The sequence below is a fragment of the Ruegeria sp. AF2 genome (genome assembly GCF_056542025.1).
In genome coordinates, this window is sequence record NZ_JBQFZC010000004.1 from 12,881 (window position 1) to 26,057 (window position 13,177).

General features: G+C 56.5%; 15 protein-coding genes. 7 read left to right on the forward strand and 8 right to left on the reverse strand.

All coding sequences use genetic code 11. The annotated features are described in order from the left end of the window. Positions 1-7 precede the first annotated feature (7 nt). From ACR0NM_RS13315 to ACR0NM_RS13340, 6 genes are all read right to left on the reverse strand, one after another. Positions 8-1,030, reverse strand: coding sequence for an endonuclease/exonuclease/phosphatase family protein (locus ACR0NM_RS13315; RefSeq protein WP_480615145.1), 1,023 nt, complete (start codon positions 1,028-1,030; stop codon positions 8-10). Then, positions 1,027-1,857 carry a hypothetical protein gene (locus ACR0NM_RS13320; protein ID WP_170395166.1) on the reverse strand — a complete coding sequence of 277 codons (831 nt, stop codon included), beginning with the start codon at positions 1,855-1,857 and terminating at the stop codon, positions 1,027-1,029. The genes ACR0NM_RS13315 and ACR0NM_RS13320 overlap by 4 nt, the downstream gene beginning before the upstream one ends. Positions 1,858-2,188: 331 nt before the next feature. Beyond that, positions 2,189-2,794: a 3-isopropylmalate dehydratase small subunit gene (gene leuD, locus ACR0NM_RS13325; protein ID WP_170395169.1), complete on the reverse strand. Its 606-nt coding sequence runs from the start codon at positions 2,792-2,794 to the stop codon at positions 2,189-2,191. Between the two features lie 42 nt (positions 2,795-2,836). Then, entirely contained in the window at positions 2,837-3,391 is a 555-nt protein-coding gene (locus tag ACR0NM_RS13330; RefSeq protein WP_170395171.1) for an HdeD family acid-resistance protein, read from the reverse strand. 38 nt (positions 3,392-3,429) lie between these two features. Then, complete coding sequence (leuC, locus tag ACR0NM_RS13335) at positions 3,430-4,833, reverse strand: 3-isopropylmalate dehydratase large subunit (RefSeq protein ID WP_170395174.1); 1,404 nt, start codon at positions 4,831-4,833, stop codon at positions 3,430-3,432. Between the two features lie 43 nt (positions 4,834-4,876). After that, complete coding sequence (locus tag ACR0NM_RS13340) at positions 4,877-4,972, reverse strand: isopropylmalate isomerase (protein ID WP_260023663.1); 96 nt, start codon at positions 4,970-4,972, stop codon at positions 4,877-4,879. 123 nt (positions 4,973-5,095) lie between these two features. Between ACR0NM_RS13340 and ACR0NM_RS13345 the strand changes: the two genes are divergently transcribed. The 4 genes from ACR0NM_RS13345 (at position 5,096) to ACR0NM_RS13360 (ending at position 7,983) form a co-directional block, all read left to right on the forward strand. After that, the gene (locus ACR0NM_RS13345; RefSeq protein WP_170408707.1) at positions 5,096-6,457 is read left to right on the forward strand and encodes a mechanosensitive ion channel domain-containing protein; all 1,362 of its coding nucleotides are present in this window, start codon (positions 5,096-5,098) and stop codon (positions 6,455-6,457) included. 164 nt (positions 6,458-6,621) lie between these two features. Beyond that, positions 6,622-6,981, forward strand: a complete 360-nt coding sequence (gene rsfS / locus ACR0NM_RS13350) for a ribosome silencing factor (RefSeq protein WP_039541351.1) — start codon at positions 6,622-6,624, stop codon at positions 6,979-6,981. A gap of 44 nt (positions 6,982-7,025) precedes the next feature. Beyond that, the gene (rlmH, locus tag ACR0NM_RS13355) at positions 7,026-7,496 is read left to right on the forward strand and encodes a 23S rRNA (pseudouridine(1915)-N(3))-methyltransferase RlmH (RefSeq protein ID WP_480615147.1); all 471 of its coding nucleotides are present in this window, start codon (positions 7,026-7,028) and stop codon (positions 7,494-7,496) included. A 1-nt stretch (position 7,497) separates the two neighbouring features. Next, complete coding sequence (locus tag ACR0NM_RS13360; protein WP_480615149.1) at positions 7,498-7,983, forward strand: flavodoxin family protein; 486 nt, start codon at positions 7,498-7,500, stop codon at positions 7,981-7,983. A gap of 3 nt (positions 7,984-7,986) precedes the next feature. Here ACR0NM_RS13360 and ACR0NM_RS13365 read toward each other — a convergent pair whose 3' ends face one another. Further along, a complete protein-coding gene (locus ACR0NM_RS13365) occupies positions 7,987-8,334 on the reverse strand; it encodes a hypothetical protein (RefSeq protein WP_170395187.1) in 348 nt (115 codons plus the stop codon). A 35-nt stretch (positions 8,335-8,369) separates the two neighbouring features. Beyond that, positions 8,370-9,080: a DUF599 domain-containing protein gene (locus ACR0NM_RS13370; RefSeq protein WP_170818477.1), complete on the reverse strand. Its 711-nt coding sequence runs from the start codon at positions 9,078-9,080 to the stop codon at positions 8,370-8,372. 80 nt (positions 9,081-9,160) lie between these two features. Between ACR0NM_RS13370 and ACR0NM_RS13375 the strand changes: the two genes are divergently transcribed. From ACR0NM_RS13375 to glcF, 3 genes are read left to right on the forward strand one after another with little or no spacing between them, the layout of a single operon-like run. Beyond that, positions 9,161-10,600 carry an FAD-linked oxidase C-terminal domain-containing protein gene (locus ACR0NM_RS13375; RefSeq protein WP_480615152.1) on the forward strand — a complete coding sequence of 480 codons (1,440 nt, stop codon included), beginning with the start codon at positions 9,161-9,163 and terminating at the stop codon, positions 10,598-10,600. A gap of 50 nt (positions 10,601-10,650) precedes the next feature. Further along, the gene (locus ACR0NM_RS13380; protein ID WP_480615154.1) at positions 10,651-11,745 is read left to right on the forward strand and encodes an FAD-binding protein; all 1,095 of its coding nucleotides are present in this window, start codon (positions 10,651-10,653) and stop codon (positions 11,743-11,745) included. A 3-nt stretch (positions 11,746-11,748) separates the two neighbouring features. Beyond that, positions 11,749-13,062, forward strand: coding sequence for a glycolate oxidase subunit GlcF (glcF, locus tag ACR0NM_RS13385; protein ID WP_480615156.1), 1,314 nt, complete (start codon positions 11,749-11,751; stop codon positions 13,060-13,062). Positions 13,063-13,177 lie beyond the last annotated feature (115 nt).

Genomic DNA, 13,177 nt, shown 5'->3' on the forward strand with positions numbered 1-13,177 from the left:
TCGAAGCCTATTCGTCGAATAGATCGACCCAGACAAGCCGGTGACGGCTTGCGGCGACGGCCGCGTCACGGGATGTGGGTTCCGGCCAGTAAATGCCCGCATCGTGCACACGCCAATCCGCCGAAGGTAGGACATAATCCACTCTCATCTCGCCAACGCCCTTCCACAAAACTGTTGAAGTTGACCCCGCAGGGTCAACAGGCATCGGATCCTGCAGTTGCGGATCGGCCAGAAGATTACGGATTGCTGATTTGCGACCCTCGCCTTTGTAAGGATCCTGGTTCGCATCACCTGCGATGACAAAACGGCCTGTAGGTTTCTCACCCAGATCACCGTTCAGCAAAAGCGACCAGAGCCGAATTTCATCCCGGTTGCGCAGTCCGTTCCGATCTTCAGGTCCATCAAAGACAGGCGGGCTGGCGTGAAACGTCATCAGGTTTAGGCGACCACTCGGGGTGTCGACCGGAACGACCCAATGCGATGTAGAAGACAGCCGCTGAACAGCCTGCGCTTGTGGTGATGGGAAGGGCTCTCCATCCTCGGCTGGCAGCTGGGCATTCGGCAAGTCGCGCCACCGCAACTGGGTGAATGACCGCACTTGATCGGTAGCGATAGGATAGCGGGACAGCACTGCCAGCCCATTCTGGCCGGTGAACCGCCCCCAGCCTTGTGCATCGCCCGGACCGCCCGTCTCGCCGTCCCCATCCAGATCCAACGCGGTTTCGATCCCGGAATTGGGTTGCTCGGCGTAACTGTATCGATAATCCAAGCCGTTGCTTTTCAGCGCCTCGACCAGCGCAGCAAGGGCAAGCCCGTCTAAATCCCAATCGATGCCTTGCAGCGCGACGATATCGGGACGGGTTGTCATCAGCACCTCGATCACCGCAGCGACCTGAGGGTCGTTCCGCCGAATATCACGCAGCAACAGGCCGGGACCTTCGCGACTGAGTTCTGTATTGAAACTTGCGATGCGCAATGTCTCTGCCTGTGCCGTAAACGGCAACAGCAACAGAACCAGCAGTCGGATCATGCGATCTGAGTTGACTCGGAAGTTGAGTATGCGCGGCGCTTCTCAACGATCAGGCCGGCAATGCGTAGTGTCGCCATGCCTCGCATGATCATGCTGGCAGGCAGGAATGCCCATGCGCAAAGGGTCCAGATCAATGTCTGCGGATTGCTGAGCGCGATCGGCGTGATGAAAGCAGCCATCAGTTTGATCAGGGCGGGAATCAGGAAAGGCAGCAAAGCCCCAATTGCGATGTTGAGCCGCCCGTCACGCTGCAGACGGGTGACCACATCACCACCCTTGGTTGGGTCAAACAGCGGTAGATTGGTCCAGACGTTGAACGCGCCGTTGCCTGTTGGCCATCCCCGAAGCTTCACCGCATAGGCAAAGCTGGCGATGGTAACCAAGGCCGCGACATAAGCGACGCTGGCGGAGATACGCACCAAATCTACGAGGGGCTGGCTGGCATCGGCGGGCAGCATCAAAACCACAAGACGAACGGGGGAGTAGGGGAAATCCACCACATTCGCGACCATCAGGCCAACTGAATAAAACAGGCCAGTAAGTTCCGAGGGGGCATAGGCGTTTTTGCAGATCAGCGTCAGGAAGGTAACCATCGACATCAAACCGACAAAGCGCAGCCTGTTCACAGGTGGTGCGTCACGAAATTCGATAAAGCTTGGAAAGGCCGAGTTGTATTCCGAGAAAGTCAGGATAAACGCAAGGATCGCCAGAAAGACGACAATCTCAGTCCCATTCGACGTCGATGTAGGCAGGTACAACGCAGGGGTAAGCACCATAAGTGCTACCAATAATCCACGTATCGCCGCCCCCGTTGTGCGTGCAATCACAATCCGAACCCTTTTTCAAACCGGCGTAGTCGATTCTGTGCCGACTTATCGTCCAACTTGTGCTCACCGCTCGTTCGTTGGCGGCTACCTCATGGGTGCCAACTTTGCCGATAAGCGGTATTTCGCTCAAGCCAATGAGCAAATAACACGCAATTTCGGGCAAAATGATGGCGCAACTGGTGCGGGATTGCATCAATTTCGACGCAAATCCGACGTGTATCTCAAATTGATACCTATATGTTGTGGTGCACTGGGTTTTTGCCCCAAGAATGCGAACAGGGCCGCGCTTGCGACCCTGTTAGGTTGAGTATCAACAGATTCGTCCCCAGAATCATACCCAGGGGCGGGCCTGACTCGCATGATCTTCGAACTTGTCGATGTGATGGTCTTTTTCCATCGTCAGGCCAATATCGTCCAGACCGTTCAGCAGGCAGTGCTTGCGGTGTGGGTCAATGTCGAACTCGATGACCATGCCATCCGAAGTGGTAATCTGCTGATCTTCCAGATGCACGGTCATGCGGGCGTTTTCACCCTTGTGCGCGTCATCCATAAGAATCGCGTGATGCTCTTCTTCGACTACGATGGGCAGGATGCCGTTCTTGAAGCAGTTGTTGAAAAAGATGTCGGCGAAGCTTGTCGAGATCACCACCTTGATGCCGAAATCCTTGATCGCCCATGGCGCATGTTCCCGCGACGAGCCGCAACCGAAATTGTCGCCAGCCACCAGAATCTCGGTGTTGCGATAAGCGGGTTTGTTCAGAACGAAATCTTCGTTCTCGCCGCCATGATCGTGATAGCGCATCTCATCAAACAGCACGACACCCAGGCCAGAGCGTTTGATGGTTTTCAGGTGCACTTTGGGAATGATCATATCGGTGTCGATATTGATCAGTGGCATTGGGGCGGCCACCCCGTGGACTTTTTCGAACTTTTCCATTTCTACACTCCTGCGGGGTAGGGCCGCGCCCGTGCTCCGCGTTTAAGCTTCTTTCGCTTCTGTTGTTTCGTCCTTGGGTGCGTTCTTGACGAAGAACGCCATGAAGACCAATCCGAACCCGTTGAACAGCATCTCAATGCCCAGGAAGATCCCCAGTATACTCAGCAGAGCAGCCGGTTCCTTGCCCACATAGGTCCAGATGATGCCGGCGAGGATGATCGACAAGATGCCCGAGATCATCGTGGGCCAGAAAAACTGCGTTCCTTTCATCTGGAACGACAGAATGACCCGCGCGATACCGCCTGCCATGAACAGGATCAGCATCACAGTTGCTAGCGTCAGCGTGCCCTGCAGCGGGTGATCCAGAAAGGACCAGCCCAGAAACAGCATGACCGCACCCATGATGAGTGACAGGATCTTGTTGCCAGTGCCTTCAACCGTGAAGCCACCAACGATCTGCATTCCGCCCGCAATCAATAGCAACACACCAGTTACTACTGTTACGGCAACGGACGCCACGACCGGTGCGCCCAATACGAACACCCCGAATGCTATGGACAAAAGTCCAAGCAGTAGCCATTTGACCCAATCACTCATGTTAGTCTCTCCATCAAATATCTAGATATGAGAGACTCTTACATCAATTCACGGACGTCTGTCAGCCGTCCTGTGATTGCCGCAGCGGCAGCCATTGCAGGGCTCAGCAGATGGGTACGCCCACCGCGACCCTGACGGCCTTCGAAGTTGCGGTTCGAAGTCGCGGCACAGCGCTCGCCCGGTTGCAGCTGGTCGGGGTTCATCGCCAGACACATTGAACAGCCCGCGAGACGCCACTCGAAACCGGCATCTTTGAAGATCTCGGCCAAACCTTCTTCTTCGGCCTGTGCACGCACCAAGCCCGAGCCTGGTACGACCATGGCGCGCATGCCGTCCTTGATCTTCTTGCCTTTCAGGATTTCCGCCGCAGCGCGCAGGTCTTCGATCCGACCGTTGGTGCAAGAGCCGATGAAAACAGTGTCGATTTCAACATCGCTCAGCTTTTGACCGGCTTCCAAGCCCATATACTCGATCGAACGGCGGGCCGCGTCGACTTTACCGCCTTCGAAATCTTCGGGATGCGGTACGGATGCGGTGATCGGCAGCACATCTTCGGGACTGGTGCCCCAAGTGACGACCGGCGCGATATCTTCACCACGCAGCGTGATGACTTTATCGAAATGCGCATCTTCGTCGGTGTAAAGCGTCTTCCACCAGTCCATCGCGGCTTCCCACTGGGCACCTTTCGGCGCATGGGGCCGGCCTTTGACATACTCGAACGTAGTCTCATCCGGCGCGATCAGGCCAGCGCGGGCACCGCCTTCGATGGCCATGTTACAGACGGTCATGCGCCCTTCCATCGAAAGATCACGGATCGCTTCGCCGCAATACTCGATGACATAACCTGTACCGCCAGCAGTACCGGTCTCGCCGATCACAGCCAGAGTGATATCTTTGGCGGTCACACCCGGCTGCAGTTTGCCGGTGATTTCGACCTTCATATTCTTGGACTTCTTCTGGATCAGAGTCTGGGTGGCCAGAACGTGTTCAACCTCGGATGTGCCGATGCCGTGCGCCAGAGCGCCGAATGCACCATGAGTCGCCGTGTGGCTGTCGCCGCAAACAACGGTCATGCCGGGCAGGGTCCAGCCCTGTTCGGGGCCGACGATATGCACAATGCCCTGACGGACGTCGTGCACAGGGTAATAGTGAATGCCGAAATCTTTGGCGTTCTTGTCCAGTGCCTCGACCTGAATGCGTGATTCCGGGTTTTCGATACCATTCACACGGTCCGGCGTGGTCGGAACGTTGTGATCCGGCACGGCGATGGTTTTTTCTGGCGCGCGCACCTTGCGGCCCGCCATGCGCAGGCCTTCGAACGCCTGTGGGCTGGTCACTTCGTGAACCAGATGGCGGTCGATATACAGCAGGCAGGTGCCATCATCGGCCTCGTGGGCGACATGGGCATCCCAGATCTTGTCATAGAGTGTTTTGGGGGACATCGGTCCTCTCCCGTATGAAATGAGAAATAGCTGGCGAGTTGGCTTAGGCCGCCGATAGGCGGGCCAAGACCGTGCGGGCAGCCCCAAAGAACCGTTCACGCAGACGCGCGCGATCTTCCAGATTCTGTTCTTGGGCCACATTGAGTCTCATACGCACCAGATATATCGGGCATTCGTGTCAATCAAGGTTCAATCCCAACCGTCTCACTGCGGGCTTGCATCATCCAGCATCGCTGTCCAAGCTGACCTGCAGGAGAGGTGAATGAACCAGGATTTACTACCGGAGACGCTCTCGGAGCTTTACGCCAACATGACGGCGGCGTTTTCCTCGCAAATTGAAGGTCTGGTCGAGTTGATCGTCACCCCAGGATGGCGGCAGTATCAACTCATCATCATCCTGTTTCTCTGGGCAATCTCATTCTTGCTGAAACTGCTGACGCAGGGCCGATGGGAAACCTGGGCGAGGGCCCGGGTGGGATGGCCGAAATGGCGTCTGCGGATATTGATACAACTGATGCGCCGTCTGACATTGGTCTATTTTGTGTTGCTGTCTGGTGGGCTTTATCTGGTGATGCAACAGGTCACATGGCCGTCGCGGAGCTATATACTTGGTGTCTTCGCAACGCTGGCTGTTGCATGGCTGGCCATCGCGTTGGTTTCGCGATTGGTGAGAAACCGAACGCTGCGACAAATATTTAAATGGTCTATGTGGGTCTATGCCACGCTGATTGCGTTGAACCTGACGGATGATGTAGCCGGTTTCCTAGACGGCGTCGCCATTTCTATCGGTGATCTTCATATCTCGGCGCTGGGCATCATCAAGGCTGTACTGCTGATCGGCGTCCTGCTGACTTTGGCGCGTGTCGGCACACGCGCGGCTGAGCGCGGCCTTACGAACAATCAAGACATAACACCATCGATGCAGGTTCTTCTGGCCAAGGGTATTCAGGTGCTGCTCTACGGGGCGGTGTTCATGGCGGCGATCCGCACCCTCGGGTTTGATCTGACTGGCATAGCGTTGCTGTCCGGGGCCATTGGCGTCGGGATTGGGTTTGGCCTGCAAAAAGTGGTTTCGAACCTGATCTCAGGCATCATCATCCTGATGGACCGGTCGATCAAACCGGGCGACGTGATCTCACTCGGGGACACATTCGGTTGGATTAACGCGCTGGGCGCGCGCTATGTCTCGGTGGTTACGCGGGATGGTCGGGAATATCTGATTCCAAACGAAGATCTGATTACCAATCAGGTGGTGAACTGGTCGCATTCCGACCGTTTCGTGCGGTTGGATCTTGATTTCGGCACCAGCTACGACGACGACCCGCACAAAGTCCGCGCGACAGCGATCCGTGCCGTCAAGACGGTTGGTCGAGTGCTGAGTGGAGGCAAACATGAACCTGTCTGCCATATCACTGGTTTCGGTGACAGCAGCGTGGACTATGTGTTGCGCTTCTGGATCAGTGATCCGAACAAGGGTCTGACAAACATTCGGGGCAATGTCTTCCTGGCGCTGTGGGATGCGTTCAAGGTCGAAGACATCTCGCTTCCGTTCCCGCAGCGTGAAATCCGTGTATTGGGCGGCCCGGAGGCCGACGCCGAGGTGCAACATCTCGCCAAAGAGTGACCGGATGTGGGGCGCAGCGTCGGCCCTTTCATTGAAATGTTGCAATCCCCTTGTTACCTTATTAGTACCCCGGCGCCGGGGTTTGGCGGCGCGCAGCAAAGGAGGACTATGTCCTGTCTCTACATACACAGGCGGGTTTGCCCGCCGATGATGGGGCCGGTGTAATGGCCCACTCTCAGTCAATCAGCGACAAGCTGCTTGAACGTATCCTTTCCTCACTTTCCGATGACAAGGCCGAAGACGTCGTGCAGATCAACCTGCAAGGTAAGTCTTCTGTTGCGGATCACATGGTGATTGCCTCGGGTCGGTCGACCCGCCAGGTCTCGGCCATGGCGGAAAAGCTGACGGATCGCATCAAGCAGGAATTCGGTTTCACCTCGAAGGTCGAAGGCAAGGATGCCGGCGACTGGGTGCTGATCGATACGGGCGACGTGGTCGTTCATATCTTCCGCCCCGAAGTGCGTGAATTCTATCAGCTGGAAAAGATGTGGCTGCCTCAGGGCGGCAGCGCCTCGGCGAATTGAGGCGCTATCCCGGCCTGTATTGAGGGGTCGGAGGCGAGAGAGACATGCGTATCAGCATCGTTGCGGTCGGGCGATTGCGCGCCGGACCGAAGAAATCCCTGCTTGACGACTATCTGACCCGATTTGACCGGACCGGCCGCGCGCTGGGGCTTGGGCCTGCGCGCGTGATCGAGGTTGAAGACAAGAAAAACGCTGGCATGGGGGCCGAGGCCACCCTGCTGCGCAAGGCGCTGCCCAAAGGTGTGGTGATCTGTACCCTAGATGAGCGCGGACGGGTGTTGTCCTCGCCTGATTTTGCAAAAAAGCTGGGTGGATGGCGCGACGCGGGCCGACAGGATCTGGCGCTGATCATCGGCGGAGCGGACGGAATAGACCCTAATCTGCGGGCGGAGGCTGATTTTTCCCTATCCTTTGGGTCAATGGTCTGGCCCCATATGTTGGTCCGTGTGATGCTGGCCGAGCAACTTTACCGGGCCGCGACCATCCTTTCAGGCGGCCCTTATCACCGGGTCTGACATGGCGCAGCTATTGATCGTCTACCACTCGCGCACCGGCGGCACCCGGCAAATGGCTGAAGCCGCAGCCGAAGCAGCGCGGGATGAAGCGAACACCATCTTGAAAACCGCCGATCAGGCCGGTCCGAACGACTTGCTGGCCTCCGATGGCTATATCTTCTGCGCGCCCGAGAACCTGGCCGCGATCTCTGGGCTGATGAAAGAGTTCTTTGACCGCTGCTATTATCCGGTGCTGGGTCAGATCGAAGGTCGACCCTATGCGCAGATGGTCTGCGCCGGATCAGATGGTGAGAATGCCGTGCGACAGATGGCACGGATCGCAACGGGGTGGCGGTTGAAAGAGGTGCAACCGCCCCTGATCATCTGCACTCATGCGCAAACACCCAAAGCGATCTTGGCCGAAAAGATCATTCCTGAAGAACAACTTGAAAACTGTCGTGAGGTTGGAGCGGCCTTGGCCGCAGGTCTCAGCCTCGGGGTGTTCTGAGGGTCAGTTCAGATCGACCACGGTCGTGTCTTCGCTCCAACCACCGACATTGTCGCGCGCTTGAATTTGCACCTGCGTGGTCCCGTCCGGAATCACCACCCCGCCAAGTGACCGTGTAAAGGGCTGCTCATCGACATGAGGGTGATGCAGCACACGCATCCCCAGCTCGTTCCCCTGCATATCCAGAACACGCCAGCCGTCGGCATAGTCATCCCATCCGGTGTCGGAGTGGCGGATCGTGACGTCGAACCGCCAGGTATCCCCATTTGATTGGGCTGAAACCTGTTCGACCGTCGGAGGGTCGGCGAATGCGGGGCTGGCCAGTAAGGCGCTGAGAATCAGATATCGCATGGGGTCAAACTATGCTCTCGCGCATGGCATTGCGATCACGACTCTGTGTTTGGTGGCGCAGTCATGATTACGGTGCGTGAATGCGAGGCGAATTCGCGACGATAGAGCACACCGAATGTGACGATTGAGCTTAGGAACAAGGCTACCGGTCCAAGTATCCATGCAATTGAAGCCAACGCAAAATATGTCGCCCGCAACGCGCGATTGAAACTACGAGCCGCCGTGATGCAGATATCAGCGGATTGTGTGGCGCGTGGATAGGCCTGTGGATCATCGGGATCATTTGGAACAGCGGCCATCAGGATTGCGCAATACCCAAACAGGCGATGCGACCAGACAAATTTCAGAAAAGCGTTCGACAGAAAAAGCAGAATAATCAGTATCTTGATTTCCCAAACCATGGCAGGCGCACGGCCGATGGCAAGATCTTCAGCAACCCCAGCAAGGCGTTCGGTATTGCCAAGCAATGCCAAGCCGCCGCCTATTGCAATCATGATTGTCGAAGCGAAGAACGTGCTGCCCTGGCGCATGGCCGAGATCACTTGTGCATCGAACACACGCGGCTGGCGCGTCACCATTTCACGCATCCAGACCTTGCGGAAATCATCCATCATCAATGAAACCGATGGTTTCTGAGAGGACGGATTTTCGATCCTCCACCCAATCCCCAGCCATGTCGCGAACAATAGCAAAACGGCTGCATAGTCCAGCGAGGAAAACAGTAATGTGCGGTCGATCCAGGTCATGCCGCGACACTATTGTTGGATTCGGTAACTTGCCAGTCGATAAAATTGGTAATATAATTTTACCAAATGGAGGATCAGCGATGGAAATGCCCAAGCCAAATCCGGATGTCTTAGCACGCAAGCAGGCATTGGTTGCGCGACTACAGCAAGTGCTGCCGAAGGATGCTGTTATCCATGAAGAGGCCGAGACCAGGGCTTATGAATGTGATGCGCTGACCGCCTATAAATGCCCGCCAATGCTGGCTGTACTGCCTTCGACCACGCAGCAGGTTTCCGATGTCTTGCGCATTTGCCATGAACTGGGTGTGCCGGTTGTACCGCGCGGCGCGGGCACGTCATTGGCGGGTGGTGCCCTGCCGACGGCAGATTGTGTGATTCTAGGCGTTGCACGGATGAACGAAGTTCTGGAAATCGATTACGACAACAGGTTTATCAAAGTGCAATCCGGCCGAACCAACCTGAGTGTAACCGGTGCCGTTGAAGAAGAGGATTTCTTTTACGCCCCCGATCCCTCATCCCAGCTTGCCTGCGCCATTGCCGGGAATATCGCGATGAACTCCGGCGGCGCGCATTGCCTGAAATACGGGGTGACGACCAACAATCTGATGGGTGTGACTATGGTCATGATGGATGGCAGCGTGGTCGAAATTGGAGGTGCCTATCTGGATTCAGGCGGGTTGGACCTGTTGGGTGTTATCTGCGGATCCGAAGGGCAATTGGGTGTCGTAACTGAAGCAACGTTGCGCATCCTGCGCAAACCGGAGGGCGCGCGGCCCGTTCTGATGGGCTTTGACGATAATGAAGTGGCCGGTCAATGCGTCTCTGACATAATCAAATCGGGCATATTGCCTGTCGCGATCGAGTTCATGGACCGCCTTTGTATTCGAGCCTGCGAGAATTTCGCCCAAGCGGGTTATCCTGATTGCGAGGCGTTGCTGATCGTCGAAGTTGAAGGATCAGAGGCAGAGATCGATAGCCAGTTGTCGAAGATTATCGAGATCGCCAAGCGGCATAATCCGATTGAGCTGCGAGAAAGCCAATCGGCTGATGAAAGCGCCCGTATCTGGCTGGGGCGGAAATCGGCCTTCGGCGCGATGGGGCAAATCAACGATTATATGTGTCTGGATGGGACGATCCCGGTCTCATCGCTACCCTTCGTCCTGCGCCGGATCGGGGAGCTGAGCAAAGATTATGGCCTGCCAGTCGGCAATGTGTTCCATGCCGGTGACGGCAACATGCACCCCTTGATCCTGTTTGACGCCAACAAACCCGGCGATCTTGAGAAATGTGAAGCGTTCGGGGCGGACATCCTGAAGCTTTGCGTTGATGCGGGGGGCTGCCTGACTGGTGAGCATGGGGTCGGCATCGAAAAGCGTGATCTGATGACACACCAATATGAACCACAGGATCTTGAGGCGCAGATGGCGGTGAAAGATGTGTTTGATCCGAATTGGCTGTTGAACCCAGCCAAGGTGTTTCCGCTAAAGGCGTCTGCCACGCGCAGGATGGCCGCGGAATAGATGAGCCTTCCCCATCAATACCCAGAGTATTTGCGAAAAGATGAAGTGCCATGACACCTGAAACCGAGGCTGAACTTGCGGACATCGTTGCCGGCCTGGATGGCCCAGTGCGTATTGCCGGAGGCGGCACGCGCGGCCTTGATGGGCCCGAGCCTGTGCTGAACCTATCGGGACTGCACGGAATTACACAGTATGAGCCGGGCGCATTGACTCTGGTCGCGCATGCCGGGACTCCAGTGACTGAGATCGAAGCGGCTTTGGAGGCCGAGGGCCAGCAACTGGCGTTCGAGCCGATGGATCATCGCGGTTTGCTGGGCACCACGGGGGAACCGACAATCGGCGGTGTTGTCGCGGCCAACATCTCGGGGCCGCGTCGAATTCAGGCTGGCGCCTGCCGGGATTTCCTGTTGGGCGTACGTTATGTCGACGGGTTGGGGCAGGTAATCAAGAATGGCGGGCGGGTGATGAAGAATGTCACCGGTTACGATCTGGTCAAGCTCATGGCAGGTTCCTGGGGCACGCTAGGGGTGCTGTCCGAGGTCTCACTGAAAGTGCTGCCTAGACCTGAGGTCGAGACCACTCTGGCAGTCGGGGCCGCTGATGTAGGAACCGCAGTTGATCTCATGTCCACTGCCCTGAAATCCCCCTTCGAGGTGAGCAGCGCAGCCTATGATCCACTGGGTGGGCAGGCGCTGTTGCGGATCGAAGGATTTGCCGACTCGGTTGCCTATCGGGTAGGTCGATTGCGCGAAATCCTTGGGGGCGAATGCACCGAGTTAGAGAATTCGAGGAACCGCTGGGTCGATCTGCGTGATCTGCGTGCGTTTCAGGATCTGGAAGGTGATGTCTGGCGCTTATCGGTGAAACCCGGCGATGCAGCCAGCCTTGCAGAACGGATCGACGCGGATCGAACCTTATTTGACTGGGGCGGGGGCTTGATCTGGGTATTGGTGCCAAAGGGCACCGATCTGCGTGCACGACTGGGTCACTTTGAAGGACATGCAACGCTGGTACGTGCAGAGGCTGACACCATCGTTGAATTTGGGCGATTCCAACCGGAGAGCACGCAGATTCAGGCTCTAACAAAGGCAATTCGGAAGAGATTTGACCCTCGGAACGTGTTCAATCCGGGTCTGATGGGGTAGGCGATGCAGACGAAATTTACCGAAAAGCAGTTGCAAGACCCAGCGATTCAGCGATCCAACGAGATACTCCGAAATTGTGTTCACTGTGGTTTCTGTACAGCAACCTGCCCGACTTATCAGGTGCTAGGCGATGAGTTGGACAGCCCTCGCGGGCGCATCTATCTGATCAAGGACATGTTGGAGAATGAGCGTGTTCCGGACGAAAAGACTGTCAAGCATATCGATCGCTGCCTATCCTGCCTCGCCTGCATGACCACGTGCCCCTCGGGCGTGCATTACATGCACCTCGTGGACCACGCACGGGAATATATCGAAGACAACTACAAGCGCCCGATCTCGGATCGTGCTCTGCGCTGGATATTGGCCAGAATCCTGCCTTATCCGACACGCTTTCGCTGGGCTCTAATCGGGGCAAAGCTGGGTCGTCCGTTCCGGTTTCTGATGCCGGATGCCCGGCTAAAGGCGATGCTGGAAATGGCGCCGAGATATATTCCACCAGTCAGTCGCAATGATGACCCTCAGAGCTTTGCAGCAAAAGGCGCTAAGAAGAAACGCGTCGCCCTAATGACGGGCTGTGCGCAAAAAGCGCTGAACACCGACATCAACGACGCCACGATTCGCCTGCTGACCCGATTGGGCTGCGAGGTCGTTGTCGCCGAAGGTGCCAGCTGTTGTGGCGCATTAACCCATCACATGGGTAAAACCGGTGAAAGCCATGCGTCTGCTGCAGCCAATATCCGGGCCTGGACACGCGAAATGGATGGTGATGGTCTGGATGCGATCGTGATCAACACCTCGGGGTGTGGGACCACGGTTAAAGATTATGGGCACATGTTCCGCAGTGATCCGCTGGCGGTGGATGCGGGGCGTGTATCCGCCATGGCGATGGATATCAGTGAGCTTTTGGTGCAGCTAGAGATGCCGGACAGCGACAAGAAAGAACTGGTTGTTGCCTACCACGCGGCGTGTTCATTGCAACATGGGCAAAAGGTTACCTCTTATCCCAAGAACCTGCTGAAATCTGCTGGATTCACAGTGCTAGAGCCTAAAGATAGTCATTTGTGCTGTGGCAGTGCAGGAACCTACAACCTGATGCAGCCTGAGATTTCGGGTCAGTTGAAACAACGAAAAGTGCGCACGCTTGAGGCTAGGAATCCTGATGTTATCGCGGCAGGTAACATCGGATGCATGATGCAGATCGGCTCTGGGACTGACACGCCCGTTGTCCACACAGTCGAGCTGCTGGACTGGGCCACCGGAGGGCCGGAACCGCGCGCATTGCGCGGCGGCATGGCTGGGGTACCCCAACTGCGTTGATCGATTGCTGCACCCGCGCATCAGGTCCGGTTGAATTTCATCCAAGGGGCAATTGCCCTATTTTCGCCGCACCAACGGCATACGAATCTTGGTCGGACCCCATGACCGGAGACCC

Coding starts and splice junctions, on each gene's coding strand:
- ACR0NM_RS13315 (WP_480615145.1), bottom strand. CDS start 1,030: ATGATCCGACTGCTGGTTCTGTTGCTGTTGCCGTTTACGGCACAGGCA.
- leuD (WP_170395169.1), bottom strand. CDS start 2,794: ATGGAAAAGTTCGAAAAAGTCCACGGGGTGGCCGCCCCAATGCCACTG.
- ACR0NM_RS13330 (WP_170395171.1), bottom strand. CDS start 3,391: ATGAGTGATTGGGTCAAATGGCTACTGCTTGGACTTTTGTCCATAGCA.
- leuC (WP_170395174.1), bottom strand. CDS start 4,833: ATGTCCCCCAAAACACTCTATGACAAGATCTGGGATGCCCATGTCGCC.
- ACR0NM_RS13345 (WP_170408707.1), top strand. CDS start 5,096: ATGAACCAGGATTTACTACCGGAGACGCTCTCGGAGCTTTACGCCAAC.
- rsfS (WP_039541351.1), top strand. CDS start 6,622: ATGGCCCACTCTCAGTCAATCAGCGACAAGCTGCTTGAACGTATCCTT.
- rlmH (WP_480615147.1), top strand. CDS start 7,026: ATGCGTATCAGCATCGTTGCGGTCGGGCGATTGCGCGCCGGACCGAAG.
- ACR0NM_RS13360 (WP_480615149.1), top strand. CDS start 7,498: ATGGCGCAGCTATTGATCGTCTACCACTCGCGCACCGGCGGCACCCGG.
- ACR0NM_RS13365 (WP_170395187.1), bottom strand. CDS start 8,334: ATGCGATATCTGATTCTCAGCGCCTTACTGGCCAGCCCCGCATTCGCC.
- ACR0NM_RS13370 (WP_170818477.1), bottom strand. CDS start 9,080: ATGACCTGGATCGACCGCACATTACTGTTTTCCTCGCTGGACTATGCA.
- ACR0NM_RS13375 (WP_480615152.1), top strand. CDS start 9,161: ATGGAAATGCCCAAGCCAAATCCGGATGTCTTAGCACGCAAGCAGGCA.
- ACR0NM_RS13380 (WP_480615154.1), top strand. CDS start 10,651: ATGACACCTGAAACCGAGGCTGAACTTGCGGACATCGTTGCCGGCCTG.
- glcF (WP_480615156.1), top strand. CDS start 11,749: ATGCAGACGAAATTTACCGAAAAGCAGTTGCAAGACCCAGCGATTCAG.